This window comes from Francisella sp. Scap27 (assembly GCF_013394105.1).
In the GTDB taxonomy this organism is placed as follows: Bacteria; Pseudomonadota; Gammaproteobacteria; order Francisellales; family Francisellaceae; genus Francisella; species Francisella adeliensis.
Genome location: NZ_CP041326.1, coordinates 761,941 through 780,012 on the forward strand (window position 1 = coordinate 761,941; position 18,072 = coordinate 780,012).

Here is an 18,072-nt window from a genome sequence, read left to right on the forward strand (position 1 = left end):
GGATAGAACTTTAATCGTTATAACTTCAAATCATCAAGCTTATCAGCTGGAACTTCTTTCTCGACAGTTTTTACACTACCATTATTATTGGTTGTTTTAATAACCTTAGCCGTTTTACCATTTGAGTTTATAGTTATAGAACTAGACTTCTCACTAACTTGGGTCTTAGCTGTCGAACCACTACTAGGAATATTCGTAGAAATATCTGCATCAGCATCTATGCTATCCATCATTTTTTGAAAATGCTGTTGCATCTTTTGCTGTCTTTCTTGAAACCTTGCAAAGACTTTATCTACCATTCCTTGCTTACTAGCTTTTTCAGCTGCTGTACCTTGTTCAATCCAACCAACTTGGCCCGTAGTTTTGTCTACTATTTCAACCCAGCTATTTTTTACAAAAATAGCCTCATATTTAGGACTATTATTATCAACCCTAGCCACTTTTTTTGATGAGGTATCAGGTTTTTCATATACGGTATATGTTTCTGCAAAACCACTTGTTACTAAGCCTAAACCTAGAATTATCATAAGTGCCTTTTTCATAGTCTAATCTCCACTATCTTATTTAAGGAATTCAATTACAACATATAAAGTAATTTCTATTATTATTTTTTTCAAGATTTTTCATTGCGACTGATATAATTATCTTGATATCCATAAACAATACTTTTTTATGTCCGATAAGATAAATGTGCTAGTAGCTGACGATGATAAAGAAACTGCTAACTTCATAAAAACTAGATTTGTAAGAAATAACATCAATGTAACTGTAGCTCATGATGGTAAAGAGGCTCTATTTCTGATAAACACTAATGAATACGATGTAATTGTTATTGATTGGATGATGCCTTATCTTGATGGTATTTCTCTACTTAAAATATTACGCAAACAACAAGTAACCACACCAGTCATAGTACTTAGCGCTCTTGACAGTACCGAAAATAAAATCGCAGGTCTTACAGCAGGTAGTGATGATTATCTAACTAAACCTTTTTCTATAGATGAGCTAATGATTAGAGTGAATATTTTACATAATAGAACCAAACAATTATCACAGCCTACTACACACAAGATAACCTGTAATGATATAGTTCTTGATGAGTTAGCTCATGAGGTTCACCGTAATGGAATATTAATTCCTCTTCAACAAAGAGAATACAAAGTACTACACTTACTTCTAAAGCATCAGAATGAAGTCATAAGTAAAAATATGATACTTAAAGAAGTGTGGGACTATGATTTTGATCCACAAACAAATGTTGTTGAAGTACACATCTCAAGACTTCGTAACAAACTCACAGAGAATGGTGGTTTTGACCCAATAAAAACTGTACGAGGCTTTGGCTATGTCATACAGGACCAATCATAACCAACCAATTCAACGACAATATATAATCAGCTCTAGCTTTAAAATGGCAATACTTTTCACCATATTACTTGCCATGAGTATAATGTCTTGGGGTTATGTAATATACTCTTCAGTTGGTGGCAAAATACTTGAGCATATCGTTCCATTAAGTATCGGGATATTCTCAACTTTAAGTGTAGTTATTATAAGTTTTGCTATAAGTATATTTGTGGTAAGAACTATTAACCATATATCAAGCTCAGCAGCATCTATTGTAAATACTGAAGATTTTAGTCGCCGAATTAAATCTATTTCTAATTGGGATGATTTGAGTAACCTTTCAAGTGTGCTTAATATCCTTTTTGGAAGTATTGATACACTTCTAAAAGATATAAAAAGTGTAACAGATAATATAGCTCATGACTTAAAAACCCCTCTTACACGTCTAAAAAACAAACTTGAAAATATCCATGAAACTAACCCAAACAAAGAAATACTAGATGCTATGGATGAGTGTGATAAATTACTGGAAGTTTTCAATAGCCTACTTAAATTAAACAGACTTGAACATGGTCGTGAAAAACTTCAAAAAAAGCGTATAGAAATATCTTATCTTATAAATGATGCGACTGAACTTTATACACCAATTTTAGAGGAAAAAAATATTACAATAAAATCCCAACTGGCTCAAAAAACCTTAAACATTGATAAAAACCTAATATTTCAGAGTATTGTAAACATCTTAGATAATTGTTATAAATATTCTGGAGAAAATACTTGCGTTTCGATTAAAGGTTTTATAAAAGGTTCTAGTTATAACCTAAAAATCTCGGATTCTGGAAATGGAGTTAATTCTGACAATAGTGATAAAATTTTTGAAAGGTTTTTTCGTGAAGATACTAGCAGAACTCAGGTCGGTAACGGCTTAGGATTAGCTCTTGTTAAAAATATTATTGAGCTACATGGTGGTAGCATTGAAGCTAAAGCAAATATCCCTCAAGGTTTAACTATGACTATCAAACTTCCCTTACATTAACAAACTTTAACTCGCCTCTTAACCCTCTAACATATATTATTTCTAGCATAATAGATATAGAACTCAAATATCATGAAAAAAATTGCAATTATAGGTAGTGGAATATCAGGTCTAGCTTCTGCTTACCTCTTAAAAGATAAATTTGAAGTAACTCTGTATGAAAAAAATAACTATTTTGGTGGTCATGCTCGTACTTTAGATGTAAGTGATACACCTGTTGATACAGGGTTTATAGTTTTCAACCATGAGACTTACTATCATCTTACAAGATTTTTCAACCATCTTAATATCCCTACTGCTAAAAGCAATATGTCTTTTGGTGTTTCAATTAAAAATGGTGCTTTAGAATATGGTTCAAATGCACTATCAAGTTTAATAGCTCAAAAATCGAACTTACTAAAACCTAGCTTTTATAAAATGCTTAAGGATATTTTTAAATTTAACAGAATATCCAAACAACACCTTGAGAACGACACTCTTGATGCTAATATTTCATTAGCAGAATATCTTGAACAAATAAAAGCCGGTAAATGGTTTAAAGACTACTATTTGCTAGCAATGGGAGCTTGTATATGGAGTACCCCTCTTAAAAAGATGTATGAATTTCCTGCTCTTAGTTTTATTAGGTTTTTCAACAACCACGGTTTACTGACTGTAACAATGCCTGTGCAATGGTATACAGTTCAAGGTGGTAGTAAAACTTATGTCACTAAAGTAGTTGAAGAGCTTAAAAAAAGTGGCGTAAAATTTAAATATGGAGCATCTAAAGTTTTGCGTGATAAAACTATCGAAGTGACTAACTCAGATAATAGCACGAGATCCTTTGATAAAGTAATATTTGCTTGTCACTCAGATGAGGCACTTAAACTACTTGATAACCCAACAACTGATGAAAACAATCTAATTGGTGCTATCAAATATCAACCAAACAAAGTAATACTTCATACCGATAAAAATATCATGCCAAAGCGTAAAAAAGCTTGGTCAAGTTGGAATTATTTGAGTAAAGATTTAGATGACTCTCGCAAAGTGGTTTCATTAAGCTATTGGATGAATAATTTACAACCTTTAAACACTACCATCGACTATTTTGTGACGGTAAACCCAGACCAAAAACCAGATACAAGTAAAATAATTAATGAGCATGACTTCTCTCACCCAGTGTTTGATAAAAAAGCTATAGATGCTCAAGCTAAGATTCCAAGCATCCAAGGCGATAATAATACTTATTTTTGTGGAGCATATTTGCGTTATGGTTTTCATGAAGATGGTATACTTAGTGCAGTAAATGTAGCGAAAATATTAGGAGCTAATACTCCGTGGTAAAAAACTTTATTTTAAATTCTGAGGTGTTTCATAAAAGGCACCATCCAAAAGTTAACTCTTTTAAGTATAAGTCTTATTATATCGTCTTAGATATGCTTAACTCAAAAGCAAAAGCAAACCTTTTCAGTATCAACAAATCTAATATATTTAGTTTTCATGATAAAGATCATGGTAATCACGAAAGTTCTAAAAGTGTTGAATGGGCAATAAATCTGCTCAATGAAAACAATCTAACATTTGATGAGATTAAACTGATAACAATGCCAAGAATTTTAGGCTATCTTTTTAACCCAGTAAGTTTTTGGCTTTGCTATCATCAAAAGAAGCTCATTTCAGTAATCGCAGAAGTAAATAATACTTTTAAAGAAACTCATAGTTATATCTGCCATAAAAATGGTGATGAAATATCTGATAAGTGCTGGTTTAAAGCACAAAAGGACTTTCATGTATCACCCTTTTATCCAAGACAGGGTCACTATAAATTCAACTTTAAACTTAATTTTTCAGATAACGCTAAAAATCAAATTATCATAAACTACTACGATGATGATAAATTACAGCTTGGCACATCGATTTCAGCTAACGCAAAAGAATTAGCCAGCTCAAACTTGATAAAACAATTTTTTAGATGTCCCCTTTTAACTTTTAAAGTAATGTATTTGATACATTGGCAAGCTTTGAAAATTGTATTTAAGAAAATCAAATATATACCAAAACCCGAGCAAAAGAGTTTTAATATTTCTAAAGCAAAATATATTGAAAATAACCAAGCTGATAATTTCTAACTGAAGTTACAAACTTAATTCTTAATACTATTTAACCATTAAATCTATTTTATTAACAGCAGTTTATGTGTATATTCAAATCTAGGCAGATTATTAATTTTCTCAAAGGATAGTTCAATGGATACCGAAAATGCAAAAAAAATGACTTTGTTCAGTGCTGTTTTAATTGGCGTAACATCTATGGTTGGCTCGGGTTGGCTATTTAGTGCTCAGCTCACTGCTAAAGCTGCTGGTAATTGGGCTTTTTTATCATGGAGTTTAGCTGCGATCATGATAATGATGGTCGGACTATGTTTGGCAAAAGTTGTCTCAGTATATCCTGTTAGGGGAGCTACCACTAGGTCAAGTGCATTATCACACAATAGTGTTTTTGCTATGCCTTTTGCTTTTGCGAACTGGTTTGGAATAGTGGTAATGATTTCAACAGAAGCCCAAGCAACTACTCAATACCTCGCAGGTTTGGAGAGCTTTCACGGGCTTATGCAAAATGGTGTAATGTCAAACTATGGAGTTATGCTTTCATTATCTATACTTATGATTTATCTTATAATAAATTTCTATGGAGTTAAACTTCTTGCAGGCGTGAATAATGGCATTACAATATTCAAAATGTTTGTTCCAGCAATTATTGTAATTATATTTTTAATATATGCATTCACTCACACAGGTAATCATCACAGTCTCATATCCACAGAAATTCCCAACAATAATTTCACAATATCAAATGCTCTAACAGCGATTGTAGCTGGTGGGTTAGTATACACATTTAATGGCTTTCAAATTGTAGTAGCCTATAGTAGTGAGATTAAAAATCCTTCTAGAAATGTTCCTCTTGCAATAATATTTTCTTTACTACTGGTACTTGTACTATACCTTGGACTTCAATATGCTTTTATGCAGGCTGTACCTCATGATTACCTAGTTTCAAAAGGTGGTTGGGCTGGACTAGATTTTGAATCGCCATTATTGCAAGTTGCAACACTTATTGGCCTTGGCTATATTGCTATATTGCTAATCATTGATAGTATCATTAGTCCATCTGCTACGGGATATAGTTACCTAGGAGCATCTTCAAGAATGCTTTATGCTATGTCTGCAGAAGGCCAAATGCCTCGCTACTTTGCTAAATTAAACCAAAAAGTAAATATCTCTCGCAGAGCTCTTATTGCAAACTTCTTAATTTGTGCAGTTTTCCTAATATTTTCAGATAGCTGGGCTGCATTGATGCTAATAGTTACAGGTTTCAATATAATAGGTTATATGGCAGCTCCAGTGAGTATGGGTGCGATAGCTCCTAAAACGCGTATTTTTGGTGTGATAGTTTTTGCTCTATTAACAATGCTTCTAAATACTGTAGAGGTTGAAACAAATATTCATTTGAGCATCATATTAGTAGTTCTTATGACAATATTTGGTGCTTTTGAATTTCGTAGGATTGGATTAAAGAACCTCATGGTACTTGTAATTCCATTTATAATTTTCGTATGTATAGTTTCTCCTATGGACCACACTCTTTTTGAAGGATTAATTGGAGCTATATTTTACTTAATAGTTACAGATAAACGCTATGTGGCTTTTTGTAAAAAAACTGCTAATGCTGCCAACAAGATTGAAGATTAATACAAAACTAGTATTACAATTACCTTTATTTATATTGATTATGTCACTAATATTGCTTGCTTTTATAAAACTATGAAAGAATAATCCAACAAATTAAGAAAATATTATTTTGAAGCTTCTTAAGCAATTTAGAACTTTGAATCATCTTATAACCACAAATATTATCGTGTTTGTTTTTTGGCTTAGTCTAATCGCCGTATGTTTAAATGGTTTAGCTCAACATTCTCTAAAAATATCATATACGATATTATTGAGATAATCTTCATAGCTATTTTTACTAAAGTTTTTATAAAACGCTTATGGTACTTTTCAAAATAAATAGTAGTCTTAAAAAAATTACTCATTTTGTAAAAAATAAACCCTTATCTTGAATAAGGTTTTGAAAAAACAATAAATCACCTAAATTTTAACACACTAACTTAGGGTAGTATTTATACTATAAATGCTACTTAAACTTAGATATACTAAACTCAATACCTTTATTAATTGCCTCTAGGTTTATGAAAGAAAATACTCTGTCTTTCTTAAAAGTATCCTATGGAAATATACTTGAATGGTACGATTTTTCATTATACATTTTTTTTGCAACATATATATCTTCAAACTTCTTTCCTTCTGATAACCATCAACTGTCATTATTGTTGACTTTTTCAGTATTCTTTATCGGCACTATTATTAGACCTGTAGGTGCTTTAGTTATGGGTTATCTAGCAGATATCTTCTCATATGCTTATGTCGTTAATGCTTGTACTATAGCAATGGGGATTTCTACAGTACTTATTGGATTAATTCCTAGTTACTCCGAGATAGGGATATTAGCACCCATTTTACTTATAATATTTAGGATCATCCAGGGCTTATCTGTAGGTGGGCAGTTTCCAATATTAATAACACTAGGGGTGAGTGATTCCAAGAGAAAACCAGGCGTTTCTGTAGGTTTGATCTTTTCAATTTCTTCAATGGGTTTCCTATTAGCTTCAATCGTTGGAGCAATCTCTGAATTATTATTTGAAAATCATAATCAGCTTATATGGAGAATACCTTTTATTTTTAGCGGTGTGCTTTTTGTTATATATTTATATATAAATAGAAATGAAAACCATATGCATCAACCAACTCACAAAAACAACCAAAGTGGATTATTTTTTTCTCTTAAAAACCAATATAAACAGATAATTATTGTCTCATTAATTACATGTATGTGCGCATCTCTATACTATATGGTATTTACTTATTTAGTAAACTATCAAATAGAATATTTGAAAGTTTCTGAAAGTTATGCTTTATTACTCAATAGTTTTATACTATTGTTCGCATGCATATTATACCCATTATTTGGCTATTTGGCAGATAGAGTTGGTTACATGAAAGTATTCTATGTATCGTTAGTTCTGCTAGGTATAACTTTTTATCCACTAATAATGTTGCTTGAAGTTAATAACTTCATAGTAACTTTCTTTTCCATGCTGGTGTTTTGTGCCTTAATGGCTGCTATACAAGGCTCAGTATCTCCGTATTTTTCGTTAGTGTTTGATGAAAAGTGGCGAGCTACTGGGTGCGCTATTAGCTATAGTATTGGTAATGGTTTCAGCGGGGCAGCCCCATTGATTGCTAGTATCTTCACTGCAAAGTATGGTATCTCAGGACTAGGAATCTATACTTTGATTTTAATAATTGCTGGAATACTAGGCGCTATAGGAATATATAAAACTATGCGCTTGAACGTCATTTAATAGAATTTTTTAGTTTATTTTCTATAATAGCTTTTCTGAGGTCTTTTCAAATCTTCATAATCCAAAACTGACATCCAAAAAACTAAAGTCCTGTATTAAATACTTTTTTGAAAAACGAAATCTCTGCTATAATAGTCCGCTATCTAATAAAATTAAAAGATTATTCTTATGTGGAAATACTCCCCTTTAAAAACGATTTTTATTCTTGGCCCAATGGTCTTCTCATTTGCATTAGCTATGGATATATATATGCCTGTATTACCAGAAATGCAAAAAGCATTACATACTTCTCAGCAAATGGTACAAGTTACATTGTCACTATTCCTAATTGTAACCGGTGTCGGGCAATTGATTTTAGGGCCTCTATCAGATCAGTTTGGTAGATTTAAAATAGTCCTAATATCATCTTTGCTTTTTTTAATTGGTTCAATTTTATGTGCTATATCAACAACTATAGATTTTCTAATATTCTCTAGAGTAGTCCAAGCTATAGGATGTTGCGGACTTTCTGTATCTGCATTTGCAATAATCAGAGATGTTTTTTCCGGGAAAACTAGCTCTATGATTTATAGCCTTATAAATGCTATTATCTCGGTCTCTCCAATTGTTGGACCCTTAATTGGCGTACAATTAGCAACTCACTTTGAATGGAACTCTGCTTTTATACTACTATCTGCCATGGCTTCTATAGTTCTCCTAACTGTAATTTTTCTAGTTAAAGAAAGCTTACCTATAGAAAGACGCAAGAAAGTATCATGGAATGTCTTTCTAAGGTATTTTGAGGTTTTAAAATCACTACAGTTCTGGGCATACTCACTAACTGCTGTATCGGGAATGTCTGCATTCTTTATATTATTCTCAATGACTCCATATATTATCACTTATCTAGGGTTCCCTATATCTAAAATATACATAATGTTCGGCTCTGCTGGTGTAGCATTTTTATTTGGTTCATTATTTGCTGGAGGAATTGTGAATGCACTAGGTGTTCATAAAACTGCTTTACTTGGCGTAGTTTTAGTATTTATAGCAGGTTCACTATCACTTGGGATATACCTTGTATATGGTTTAAGCTTATGGGGCTTTTTTGCACCTTGTTTTTTTGCAACATTTGGCTGTGCTTTAGTCGTAGGAACAGGTGCTAGTGGTGCTATGGAACCCTTCTATGAAATGGCTGGCGTGGCTGCGGCATTATTTGGTACTATGGAGTTTGCATTAAGTGGTGTTATAGGAAGTATAGCTATGCTTTTCCCTGCAACAAGTTCTCTTCCAATTGCCATAGCTATGCTTCTAATGTCTAGCTTATCATTCATCTTATTGCTTCTGGTAAAAAATAAAGCCTAGAAAACTACAAGTATACTGCAAGATCTAGCGTTAATGTGTTCATATGCCTACCATCATAAAAACGCTGATATGCATATTCTGGACCAAATAAAACATAATCATCAAAATATGCACGCTGAGCTGAAAATATTAGCTGTTTTTCTATGCCTGTTTGAGCAAGACCATCTTGTAATGGACTAGCTGCTATACCCATAGGTATAGCAGCTGCATTATAGCTTTGCCCGTATGTTGCATTGAAGTTCGTACTTCTACCAGCAAGACTTAAACTGTAGTTTGTACCAACATACCAAGCCCCTGTTAGCACATCATTACCATCACCATTAAAGTTATCTTTACCGGTTGTAGTTCCCCAACCAGTATTAATCTGAAAGACTCCTCCTCCAATAGTATAAGCTATGTTAGTATCAATATTAAAAACACCAACTGTTTTACCATCTGATACAACTGATTCAATAGTAAAGTTTTCCGCACCATTAAGATCATAAACATAACCGGCATTAAAACCAACAGACAAATTATCTGTCCATGAGTCCGCATAAAAAAGACCTGTAGAAAAGTTTGCTTTTTTATCATCAGTACCAAAAACTGCAATACTGGCATTTAAAGTACTTGTCTTATAGTTTAATGAAATATTTGTTGCTCGACCTGTACCAAGAAAATCAGCAATAGACCCTGTTGATGATCCTCCCCCCCCAATTGAAGCCACTGAGAGAGTACTCCTACCAACTGTCACAAAAAATGGTGACGCAGACATATTACCAAAAATAACAAATGCATTTCCAATAAAAAATTGCTGTAACTCATTTGTACTAACATCATATTCAGCAGTAACATAATCACCAAGATTAGATAAGAAATATAATCGCGATGAAGTCAAATAAATGTTTTGCCCACTACCGTTAAAAGATGAGGTAGGTGTACCATCAAAATTCATCCTTGGAATATTATCACCATACCAAGTTTGAGCATCCATACCAATAAAGCCACCCAAAAATATCGAATAATCGTCAAATTTTTCTTTTTGCGTTACTAAACTAGAGGCAAAAAGCTTTGATGGTAACATCCCTATAGGTATATTGTTATTACCAGAATAGGAACCCAAATAAGAAACTTCTCCACGAGTTGTAATTGGTGCAGAATTAGAAACATCTACACCATCTCCATTACCAAATATATTATTTACACCACCATCTGTAAGATTTATTATATCTCCATCAACACTTATATTTTTCATAAGGTCGATGTTTTTTAATGCCCTTCTTTCTTTTAACAATTGCTCAGCATTTTTATCATCATCAACAACTGAGCTATATGTATATAAAGTAGGAGAGTTATTATCAGAATCAATCGTGTTTATTTCTTGTTGTAAATCTTGTATTTGCTCTTGTAATGCAATTATGGGGTTCTGTGAATCAATCTTTTCATCACTAGCATACAACGATGACGAAGCTGAAAGGCATAGCAATAAAACTTTTGGCAAATGCTTCTTCATGTAAGATCTAGTTTATAAAATATAGAATAATTTTAATCTATTATAATACTATGCTAACATTTAATCTAATCTATTTTTTTAAAAGAAAAAAACTACGCAACCAATATCAAATAAAGTAAAAGTATAAGCAGTACATATATGATCGGAAAAATAATTCTAAAGAAAATATCAAGGTTTCGGGCTGCTTTATCTTTGTTGAGTTTAACCAACCAATAAACTCCTAAACTTTCAACAATAGTTGAAAATAGAATTGCAAACGATAAGAGTAAGAAACCATCAACAAAAGTAAAGTAGTCGATCCTTGGCATATCTCCCTCTACAAGAAATTGATAAGCAATTACAGATAAAATACCTATGAAAGAAATATTTAACCTATCAGATAAAGCATCTTTACTCATCCAAAAAATTGACCACATTGCTAGTACAAGAAGCGTTAATGGCAGTAAAACCTTCCAAATAATGTTCATTGGTTTTCTATCTAAAGATATTGTTAAAGTAAGCATTGAGATTTGATCAGAGTCGCCATAATACTGTTTTATTGGCTCATCCACACTAAGTTGATAATCTTTAAGTTTCCACTCGGCGATATCAACTTTAGGATTGTTTTTTATATAATCTTTAACAAGAATCAGATACTTAGGATTAACTCTAAGTTGAACTTCATCACTATTGAAACCAAATGGGATAAGATAAGCTTTCAAAGCCTGTTTATCAAAAGGAAACTTCTGCAAAGCCATAGGGGTTTCTAACGACAGAGTACGATGCTCTTTAAGTATTACATGCCCATCAGGATAAACCCTAACTTGTCTTTCTTTTATTTGAGGACTCCCCACTTCATTTATTATAGATACTTGTGGGCGCCAACCTTCATAGACTTCATCATATTGAAAATCACCCTGGTACAATTGATATTTTTTACCAACTTTTTGCTCATTATAGGTTAAACGAGAATCTTCCCACTCATACTGGAATATAGCATCAACTTGAACCTCCTCATTTAATTCATCAAGGTTTTGAATATCTGTTATAAATGCTGTTACATCAATGATTGTTGGTGATGCTGGGGGTGGATCCCCCGCATAAGATAGAGATGAAACCATAATAGATAAAATTAGCATTAAAAAACTATATATTTTCATAAAAATGTTTTTAAAATTTGGTACCTAAAATTAGTATACTAAACTCATATAACCTTTCAAAGAGTTAAGCAAATATCTTTTATTACAAATGATACAGGTAGTTTCAAAAAGATATTGCTTGAACAATATCTAAAATAATCGAAATAAAAGGTCTCATTATTTGTGATAGTAAATTGCCTCCATTTAGAGGGATTATTATTAATGCAATTAATATCATAAAACCATACCTTTCGATACTATTATATTGAAAGGCCATTTTAGCGCTCATAAATGAAGAAACTATCTTACTGCCATCTAATGGAGGAATAGGTAAAAGATTTAATACCATCAATACGATATTTATCATTACCCCATAAAGTGCCATAGTTGATACATAAGCATGTAAGTCTATATGATTATAAACAGCAGCCCAAATTACAGCCATAAGAAAATTTGCCATTGGGCCCGCTAGAGCTACTAAAGCCATATCTAATCGTGGTTTTTTAAGCTGCCTATAATCAACTGGCACAGGCTTAGCCCAACCAAAAACAAATGGAAAGCCTGTAGAAAGTGTTGATAGGAGCATCACCCCTGGAACTAAAATAGTACCTACTAAATCAATATGTGATACTGGGTTTAATGTTACTCGACCAAGCTTATATGCAGTACTATCTCCTCGTAATTTAGCAACCAAGCCATGCGCTGCTTCATGTAAAGTAATTGCAAATATAAGAGGAATACCAAACATCAGTAAAGTTATGAGTATCTGATACACATCCATAAGATATCTCTATTTTTTGTTTTATTATACTAAAAATTTTTAAACTTATTTTTTATTTTTTCAGCCAAACAGGTTGTGTTGTAATATCTGCTATGCTATAAATTATAGTGCTTAAGGCAAAAAACTTTTAAAAGTTTACATTTTAAACTATAAACTATATGAGGATTTAAACTATGAAAAAAATTATTGCAACAATTATTGCGGTTAGCTTATTAGCTTCATGTGTCAGTACTTATAAGCCTATACCTCAAGACAATAATCAAACAGCTAGCGAAGCAAGCTAAAAGGAGATTGATATGAAAAAAATAGCCGTAATTGTACTATGTTCAATGGCTTTAATGTCATGTGTTACATCTAATAAATGTGCAACAGCTACAGATGCTCAAGGAAATAAATATCTTGATAAAAATAGTTGTACTCAGCAAACTTATTTAGCTGGTTTAATTCCTGTCGGTTAAATAATTTTTCTTCTAATTTTCTACGGACCATATATTTATGGTAACTTAAAATAAAAATATGGGACAACTTTTCATAGCACCATATCAAAAGTACAGTAAACGTATTGTTATCTTGTCTATCTGCTAAATATTAAATCAGGATTTATTTAAACCCTATATCTGAAAACTATTTTTTATCATAATTAGCTTTATTTAGTTAACTCTTTTTTAAAATATTTCCTTATAAAAATTGCACTAACCTAACACAAAAATTAAAGTAAAAAATCTGCTGTATAAAAGCTTGTGAGAGCTTTTACAAGGTGTATTATAAAAGATTCATGTGAATTAAATAATGGAGGGCTTGATATGGCAAATCAATATACAGGCAATTTTGAACAAATCATGACACGAAAATTTAACTGCTCCGCAAAAGAAGCTCTTTTAATATGTCAGTCAAAAGGACTAAGCTATGAAGATGCTGAAGAATTTTTAGGTTTTAAGCATGTAACTATCAGAAAATGGGCTAAACGACTTGATGTTAAACTTTCACCAACATCAAAAACATACAAGTCTGAAAATATCTCTAATAAAGGGACTGAATATATAAGAAACTGTAAATCTAAAACGCTAAGCGCTAAAAATTTACTTAGTAGATGTTGGATAAATATGAGCCTTTACTCTACTATTAAAGCCAAATCCTGATTAACCTGAACTACAGAATCTTTTTCATCAAATTGAAATTTTATTTTATTATTAGGTGCTAAAAAAATCACAGTTGAACCAAAGTTAAACAAGCCAATTTCTTCTCCTTTTTTATAATCCAACTGAAATTTATCACAATCATATGACCACTCTTGTACTCGGCTATAGTAGTTAGGTGCAATTTTTCCATGCCATTTAGTTTCTATTCCAGCAACTAATAAAGCCCCAACAAAAATCACAGCCACTTCGCCTATAGCAGTTTCAAAATAGCAAACTAGTCGCTCATTTTTCGCAAACAAACTATTTATATTATTTGCTGTAGTCTTATTAACAGAAAAGAGCTTACCTGGTATGTAGACCATTTTAGTGAGTTTACCATCTATTGGCATATGCACACGATGATAATCTCTTGGAGATAAATACACTGTCGCAAAATCCGTAAACTTTGTCTCAGAACTACCTGCGACAAGAGACTCTAAAGAGAAACCTTTTCCTTTAGCTTGAATCAATGTATTATTTTTAATTTTACCAAACTCACTCAAAACACCATCTGCTGGTGAACTGATCGTATTTGAGTCAATATTTAACGGTCTAAGACCATCTTTCAACTCTCTTATAAAAAACTCATTAAAACTTGCATAATCATCAAGATTTGATGACTTAGCCTCTTCAATATTTATATTAAACTTTTTTATTGCTAGCTTTATCAAGTAATTTTTTAAAGCCTTATTTCTAGACTCCGCCAACTTACTAACTAACCGAGAAGTTACAGCTTGTGGGATCATATACTGAAAATATATAAATAAATCATCTTTCATAATTGTTTTACTCAAAAATATTACAATTTGGTTTGTGATATTTAGTATATCACTGTGTTATAATATTTAGCCAACTTAATTGGCAAATATCTTTTAATGAAAAACATAGTCAAAACATTAATTTTGATAAATTTTATTGCCTTAATACAAGGCTGCTCATCTAATAATGTTGAGAATGACTTCACCTATGAAAGTCTTACTGACACTGTTGATGGAACACCTTTCAGAAATAGAAAGTTTGATTACGCAAGAGCTAAGGTTGAAGAAGCTCCATCCTTAAAGATACCTGTAGGTCTTAATGGTCAGTCAATAAAACCAAGATTCAAATTACCAAGTGGTAACAATAATTTTGCTAAATCTCAGGTTCCTGAAGCAGAAAAAGAAATGTTACCTCCTAACTATGTTGATAAATTTGACATAAATAAAATTATTAATGAGCAAATATCTAAAGTTGCTATAAATGTTGTCTATGATGATAAGGGAGCTTTAAAACTTGTTTTCCGTGAGCCATTAACCATATCCATCAAGCTATTAGATGAGTATTTTGAAGGCCTCCCTAAACAATTTAAGATTAATTCCGAAACAGATAAAATGCTTTCTGGACATATTATCTCAGTCAACGATATCCAGAATAAACAAATATTCAATATTAAAGTAAGAAAAATTGATAATCTATCTAGTTTGGTTACCGTAATTTCAGTGCTTGAAGAAGATGGAGATACCATTGTTCCTGACCATATAAATCAAGGGGTTAAACTTTTAAATGGTGTAAGAAAATCTATAAATGGTAAATCCATATCAACTAGAGATCTAAAATCTGTGGAGCAAACCACACAACAGGTAGCTGTTCAAGACAGTCAACCGAAAAAGAAATCTAGTCTGGGAGGATTATCAGGATCTGCCGGATCATTCGGGTTTGGTTCATACGATAGAGCAATTAAACAAGATAAAGAAAATCAGGTAAGCAACTCTCAAACAGCAGATTATCAAAATATTACAACACCTTCTTCTGGAAGTAGTGTTTATGATAGTAATGCAGAGGCTCAGGTCTTAAATACCGAAGCTCAAGCTCTAAGTACAGGTAAGTCTTCTTAATATGTATAATTTAGCTGTTTTTGTTGGTCGATTCCAACCGTTCCATAAAGGCCATCTTCATAATGTTATAGAAGCTTTAAATGTTAGCGAGAAATTGCTAATAATTATTGGAAGCTCATTTAATTCTCCTAATATCAAAAACCCCTTTTCTTTTGAACAAAGAAAAAAAATGATCAAAGAAGATTTAAAATATTCTTCTATAGACTTAAATCGAATAAAAATAGAGCCTTTAGCTGATTACTTTTATCAAGAAGAGAAATGGGAACAAGCTCTGCGCAATAATGTATCAAAGCACTCAGACCCAAAAGATAAAGTTGCAATTATTGGTCATGATAAAGATGAGTCGAGCTATTATTTAAAAAGTTTTAGTGAATGGGGATTTGTCCCTGTTACAAACTACAAAAATTATAATGCCACAGACTTCAGGCAAGAATTTTATCAAGGCAATATCTTAATTGAGTATATGTGTGCTAATACAAACGAGTACGGAACACATAAATTTTTATCAGCCTTTCTAAAAACAGATGCTTACAATGATTTGATTACAGAAAACCAATATGTTATCGAGTATAAAAAATCATGGCAAAATGCTCCCTACAAACCTAATCTAGTTACTGTAGATGCCTTAGTTATGGTTAACAACCATATATTACTAGTTCAAAGAAAAAACTCCCCAGGGAAAAATCAATGGGCGATGCCTGGTGGATTTTTAGAGTGTCATGAAACCATTTTATCTGCAATATTAAGAGAGCTAAAAGAAGAAACAAGTATAGAACTAACTATAGAACAACTTGAATTGGCAAAAAACTCCCAAGAAGTATTTGACTATCCTTCTCGATCTGTCCGAGGTCGCACTATAAGCCATGCCGCTATATTTATCTTAGATGAGTGGCCTGACTTACCAAATGTTAAGGCAGCTGATGATGCAAAAGATGTCAAATGGTTTTCTCTTGCAACAATCACCACACAAATGTATGATAAAATGTTAGAAGATCATTATCAAATGATTAATGTTTTATTAGAAAGATGTAATAGAAATATATAAGGGGATCTCATGGGATTATCAGTAGTGATTTTAGCGGCTGGGAAAGGCTCTAGAATGAATTCAAATAAGCCAAAAGTACTACAAACACTAGCAGCGAAAACGCTTATTGAAAGAGTCGTTGAGAGTGTTGAAAAGCTCAATGCCGACAACATTATCGTTGTAACTGGCCACTTAAAAGAACAAGTTGAAGTTGCCTTATCTGGACACAACATAACATTTGTTCATCAAACAGAGCAGCTCGGAACAGGTCATGCTGTACTGCAAGCATTACCTCATCTTGAAGAGCAGAAAGTCTTAATTCTATATGGTGATGTCCCACTTATATCTTCAGAAGTTTTAGATAACCTTGTAAAAACTACACATGATGATGATCTTGGTATTTTAACAGCGTTTATGGATAATCCAACTGGTCTTGGTAGAATAGTTAGAGATAAGTTTGGGGCAGTTTCAGATATTGTTGAAGAGAAAGATGCTACTGATGCACAGAAACAAATTAAAGAGATAAATACGGGTATTTACTGTGCACACAAAACTAGCCTTACTAAGTGGCTACCAAACCTAAACTCAAACAATGCTCAAAATGAGTATTACTTAACAGACATCGTTAGGTTTGCAAAAGATGATTCTTTATCAATAAATGTTTCACACCCTATTAATGAGTTTGAGATTCTAGGGGTAAATGATCGCATGCAATTAGCAAACCTTGAGCGAGTTTGGCAAAGAAATGTTGCTGAAAAAATCATGGCTCAAGGTGTGAGTATTGCTGACCCAAATAGGTTTGATGTTAGAGGTGATTTGCGTGTAGGAAAAGATTGCTGGATTGACATTAATGTTATTGCAAAAGGTAGTGTTAAAATAGGCAATAATGTTGTAATTGGTGCAAACTGTATTTTAAAAAACTGCACTATAGAAGATAATGTAAAAATAAAAGCAAATAGTATGGTTGATGGCTCTATAATTAGAAATGGTGCTATAGTTGGACCATTTGCTAGAATTAGACCAGAATGTGATATAAAAGAAAATGCGGTAATTGGCAATTTTGTTGAAACAAAAAAAACCACAGTTGGTAAAGGCTCAAAAGCATCTCACTTAACATATCTAGGGGATGCTGAGATTGGTGAGTTATGCAATATAGGCGCTGGGGTTATTACTTGTAATTATGATGGCATTAATAAACATAAAACCTCTATAAAAGATGAGGCATTTATTGGTTCTGACTCTCAATTAATTGCTCCTGTTACTATTGGCAAAGGAGCTTTTGTTGGTGCAGGATCAACAATAGCTAAAGATGTCCCAGATCAACAACTAGCGGTATCTAGAGCAAGACAAAGACATATTGAAAGCTGGGATAAACCCGTAAAGAAGACTAATAAGTAATTTAAAAGTAAAAGGA

Annotated in this window: 17 protein-coding genes; 12 read left to right on the forward strand and 5 right to left on the reverse strand. The window is 32.4% G+C overall.

The window, feature by feature from the left end; genetic code table 11:
• Nucleotides 1-17: 17 nt before the first annotated feature.
• Nucleotides 18-542 carry a hypothetical protein gene (locus FLM55_RS03615; RefSeq protein WP_178948085.1) on the reverse strand — a complete coding sequence of 175 codons (525 nt, stop codon included), beginning with the start codon at nt 540-542 and terminating at the stop codon, nt 18-20.
• A 130-nt stretch (nt 543-672) separates the two neighbouring features.
• Here FLM55_RS03615 and FLM55_RS03620 point away from each other — a divergent pair, with 130 nt between their 5' ends.
• The 7 genes from FLM55_RS03620 (at nt 673) to FLM55_RS03650 (ending at nt 9,191) form a co-directional block, all read left to right on the forward strand.
• Complete coding sequence (locus FLM55_RS03620; RefSeq protein ID WP_178948087.1) at nt 673-1,368, forward strand: response regulator transcription factor; 696 nt, start codon at nt 673-675, stop codon at nt 1,366-1,368.
• Nucleotides 1,346-2,383: a HAMP domain-containing sensor histidine kinase gene (locus FLM55_RS03625; RefSeq protein WP_256868916.1), complete on the forward strand. Its 1,038-nt coding sequence runs from the start codon at nt 1,346-1,348 to the stop codon at nt 2,381-2,383. The genes FLM55_RS03620 and FLM55_RS03625 overlap by 23 nt, the downstream gene beginning before the upstream one ends.
• Before the next feature lie 72 nt (nt 2,384-2,455).
• Nucleotides 2,456-3,709, forward strand: coding sequence for an NAD(P)/FAD-dependent oxidoreductase (locus FLM55_RS03630; RefSeq protein WP_178948089.1), 1,254 nt, complete (start codon nt 2,456-2,458; stop codon nt 3,707-3,709).
• A gap of 23 nt (nt 3,710-3,732) precedes the next feature.
• Nucleotides 3,733-4,494 (forward strand): DUF1365 domain-containing protein, encoded by a 762-nt coding sequence (locus FLM55_RS03635; protein ID WP_256868930.1) that lies wholly within the window; start codon nt 3,733-3,735, stop codon nt 4,492-4,494.
• A 117-nt stretch (nt 4,495-4,611) separates the two neighbouring features.
• Nucleotides 4,612-6,114, forward strand: a complete 1,503-nt coding sequence (locus tag FLM55_RS03640) for an APC family permease (protein ID WP_178948093.1) — start codon at nt 4,612-4,614, stop codon at nt 6,112-6,114.
• 500 nt (nt 6,115-6,614) lie between these two features.
• Nucleotides 6,615-7,847, forward strand: a complete 1,233-nt coding sequence (locus FLM55_RS03645; RefSeq protein ID WP_178948095.1) for an MFS transporter — start codon at nt 6,615-6,617, stop codon at nt 7,845-7,847.
• A 168-nt stretch (nt 7,848-8,015) separates the two neighbouring features.
• Nucleotides 8,016-9,191 carry a multidrug effflux MFS transporter gene (locus tag FLM55_RS03650; protein ID WP_178948097.1) on the forward strand — a complete coding sequence of 392 codons (1,176 nt, stop codon included), beginning with the start codon at nt 8,016-8,018 and terminating at the stop codon, nt 9,189-9,191.
• Between the two features lie 4 nt (nt 9,192-9,195).
• Here FLM55_RS03650 and FLM55_RS03655 read toward each other — a convergent pair whose 3' ends face one another.
• The 3 genes from FLM55_RS03655 to FLM55_RS03665 form a co-directional block, all read right to left on the reverse strand.
• Nucleotides 9,196-10,683: a DUF3573 domain-containing protein gene (locus tag FLM55_RS03655; RefSeq protein WP_178948099.1), complete on the reverse strand. Its 1,488-nt coding sequence runs from the start codon at nt 10,681-10,683 to the stop codon at nt 9,196-9,198.
• A gap of 92 nt (nt 10,684-10,775) precedes the next feature.
• On the reverse strand, nt 10,776-11,822 hold the full coding sequence (locus FLM55_RS03660) for a ligand-gated ion channel (protein WP_178948100.1): 1,047 nt from the start codon (nt 11,820-11,822) through the stop codon (nt 10,776-10,778).
• A gap of 103 nt (nt 11,823-11,925) precedes the next feature.
• Nucleotides 11,926-12,582, reverse strand: coding sequence for a site-2 protease family protein (locus FLM55_RS03665; RefSeq protein WP_178948101.1), 657 nt, complete (start codon nt 12,580-12,582; stop codon nt 11,926-11,928).
• A gap of 296 nt (nt 12,583-12,878) precedes the next feature.
• On the opposite strand from FLM55_RS03665, the gene FLM55_RS03670 reads away from it, so the two are divergent.
• Both FLM55_RS03670 and FLM55_RS03675 read left to right on the forward strand, forming a co-directional pair.
• Nucleotides 12,879-13,040: a hypothetical protein gene (locus FLM55_RS03670; protein ID WP_174208881.1), complete on the forward strand. Its 162-nt coding sequence runs from the start codon at nt 12,879-12,881 to the stop codon at nt 13,038-13,040.
• 345 nt (nt 13,041-13,385) lie between these two features.
• A complete protein-coding gene (locus FLM55_RS03675; protein ID WP_178948102.1) occupies nt 13,386-13,721 on the forward strand; it encodes a hypothetical protein in 336 nt (111 codons plus the stop codon).
• On the opposite strand, the gene asd is transcribed toward FLM55_RS03675, so the two are convergent.
• Entirely contained in the window at nt 13,694-14,539 is an 846-nt protein-coding gene (asd, locus tag FLM55_RS03680) for an archaetidylserine decarboxylase (RefSeq protein ID WP_178948103.1), read from the reverse strand. The two genes, FLM55_RS03675 and asd, sit on opposite strands and share 28 nt — an antisense overlap.
• Before the next feature lie 96 nt (nt 14,540-14,635).
• Here asd and FLM55_RS03685 point away from each other — a divergent pair, with 96 nt between their 5' ends.
• From FLM55_RS03685 to glmU, 3 genes are read left to right on the forward strand one after another with little or no spacing between them, the layout of a single operon-like run.
• Complete coding sequence (locus FLM55_RS03685) at nt 14,636-15,634, forward strand: hypothetical protein (RefSeq protein WP_178948104.1); 999 nt, start codon at nt 14,636-14,638, stop codon at nt 15,632-15,634.
• Nucleotide 15,635: 1 nt separating this feature from the next.
• Entirely contained in the window at nt 15,636-16,679 is a 1,044-nt protein-coding gene (locus FLM55_RS03690) for a bifunctional nicotinamide-nucleotide adenylyltransferase/Nudix hydroxylase (protein ID WP_178948105.1), read from the forward strand.
• Between the two features lie 9 nt (nt 16,680-16,688).
• Nucleotides 16,689-18,056 carry a bifunctional UDP-N-acetylglucosamine diphosphorylase/glucosamine-1-phosphate N-acetyltransferase GlmU gene (glmU, locus tag FLM55_RS03695; RefSeq protein WP_178948106.1) on the forward strand — a complete coding sequence of 456 codons (1,368 nt, stop codon included), beginning with the start codon at nt 16,689-16,691 and terminating at the stop codon, nt 18,054-18,056.
• Nucleotides 18,057-18,072: the final 16 nt, after the last annotated feature.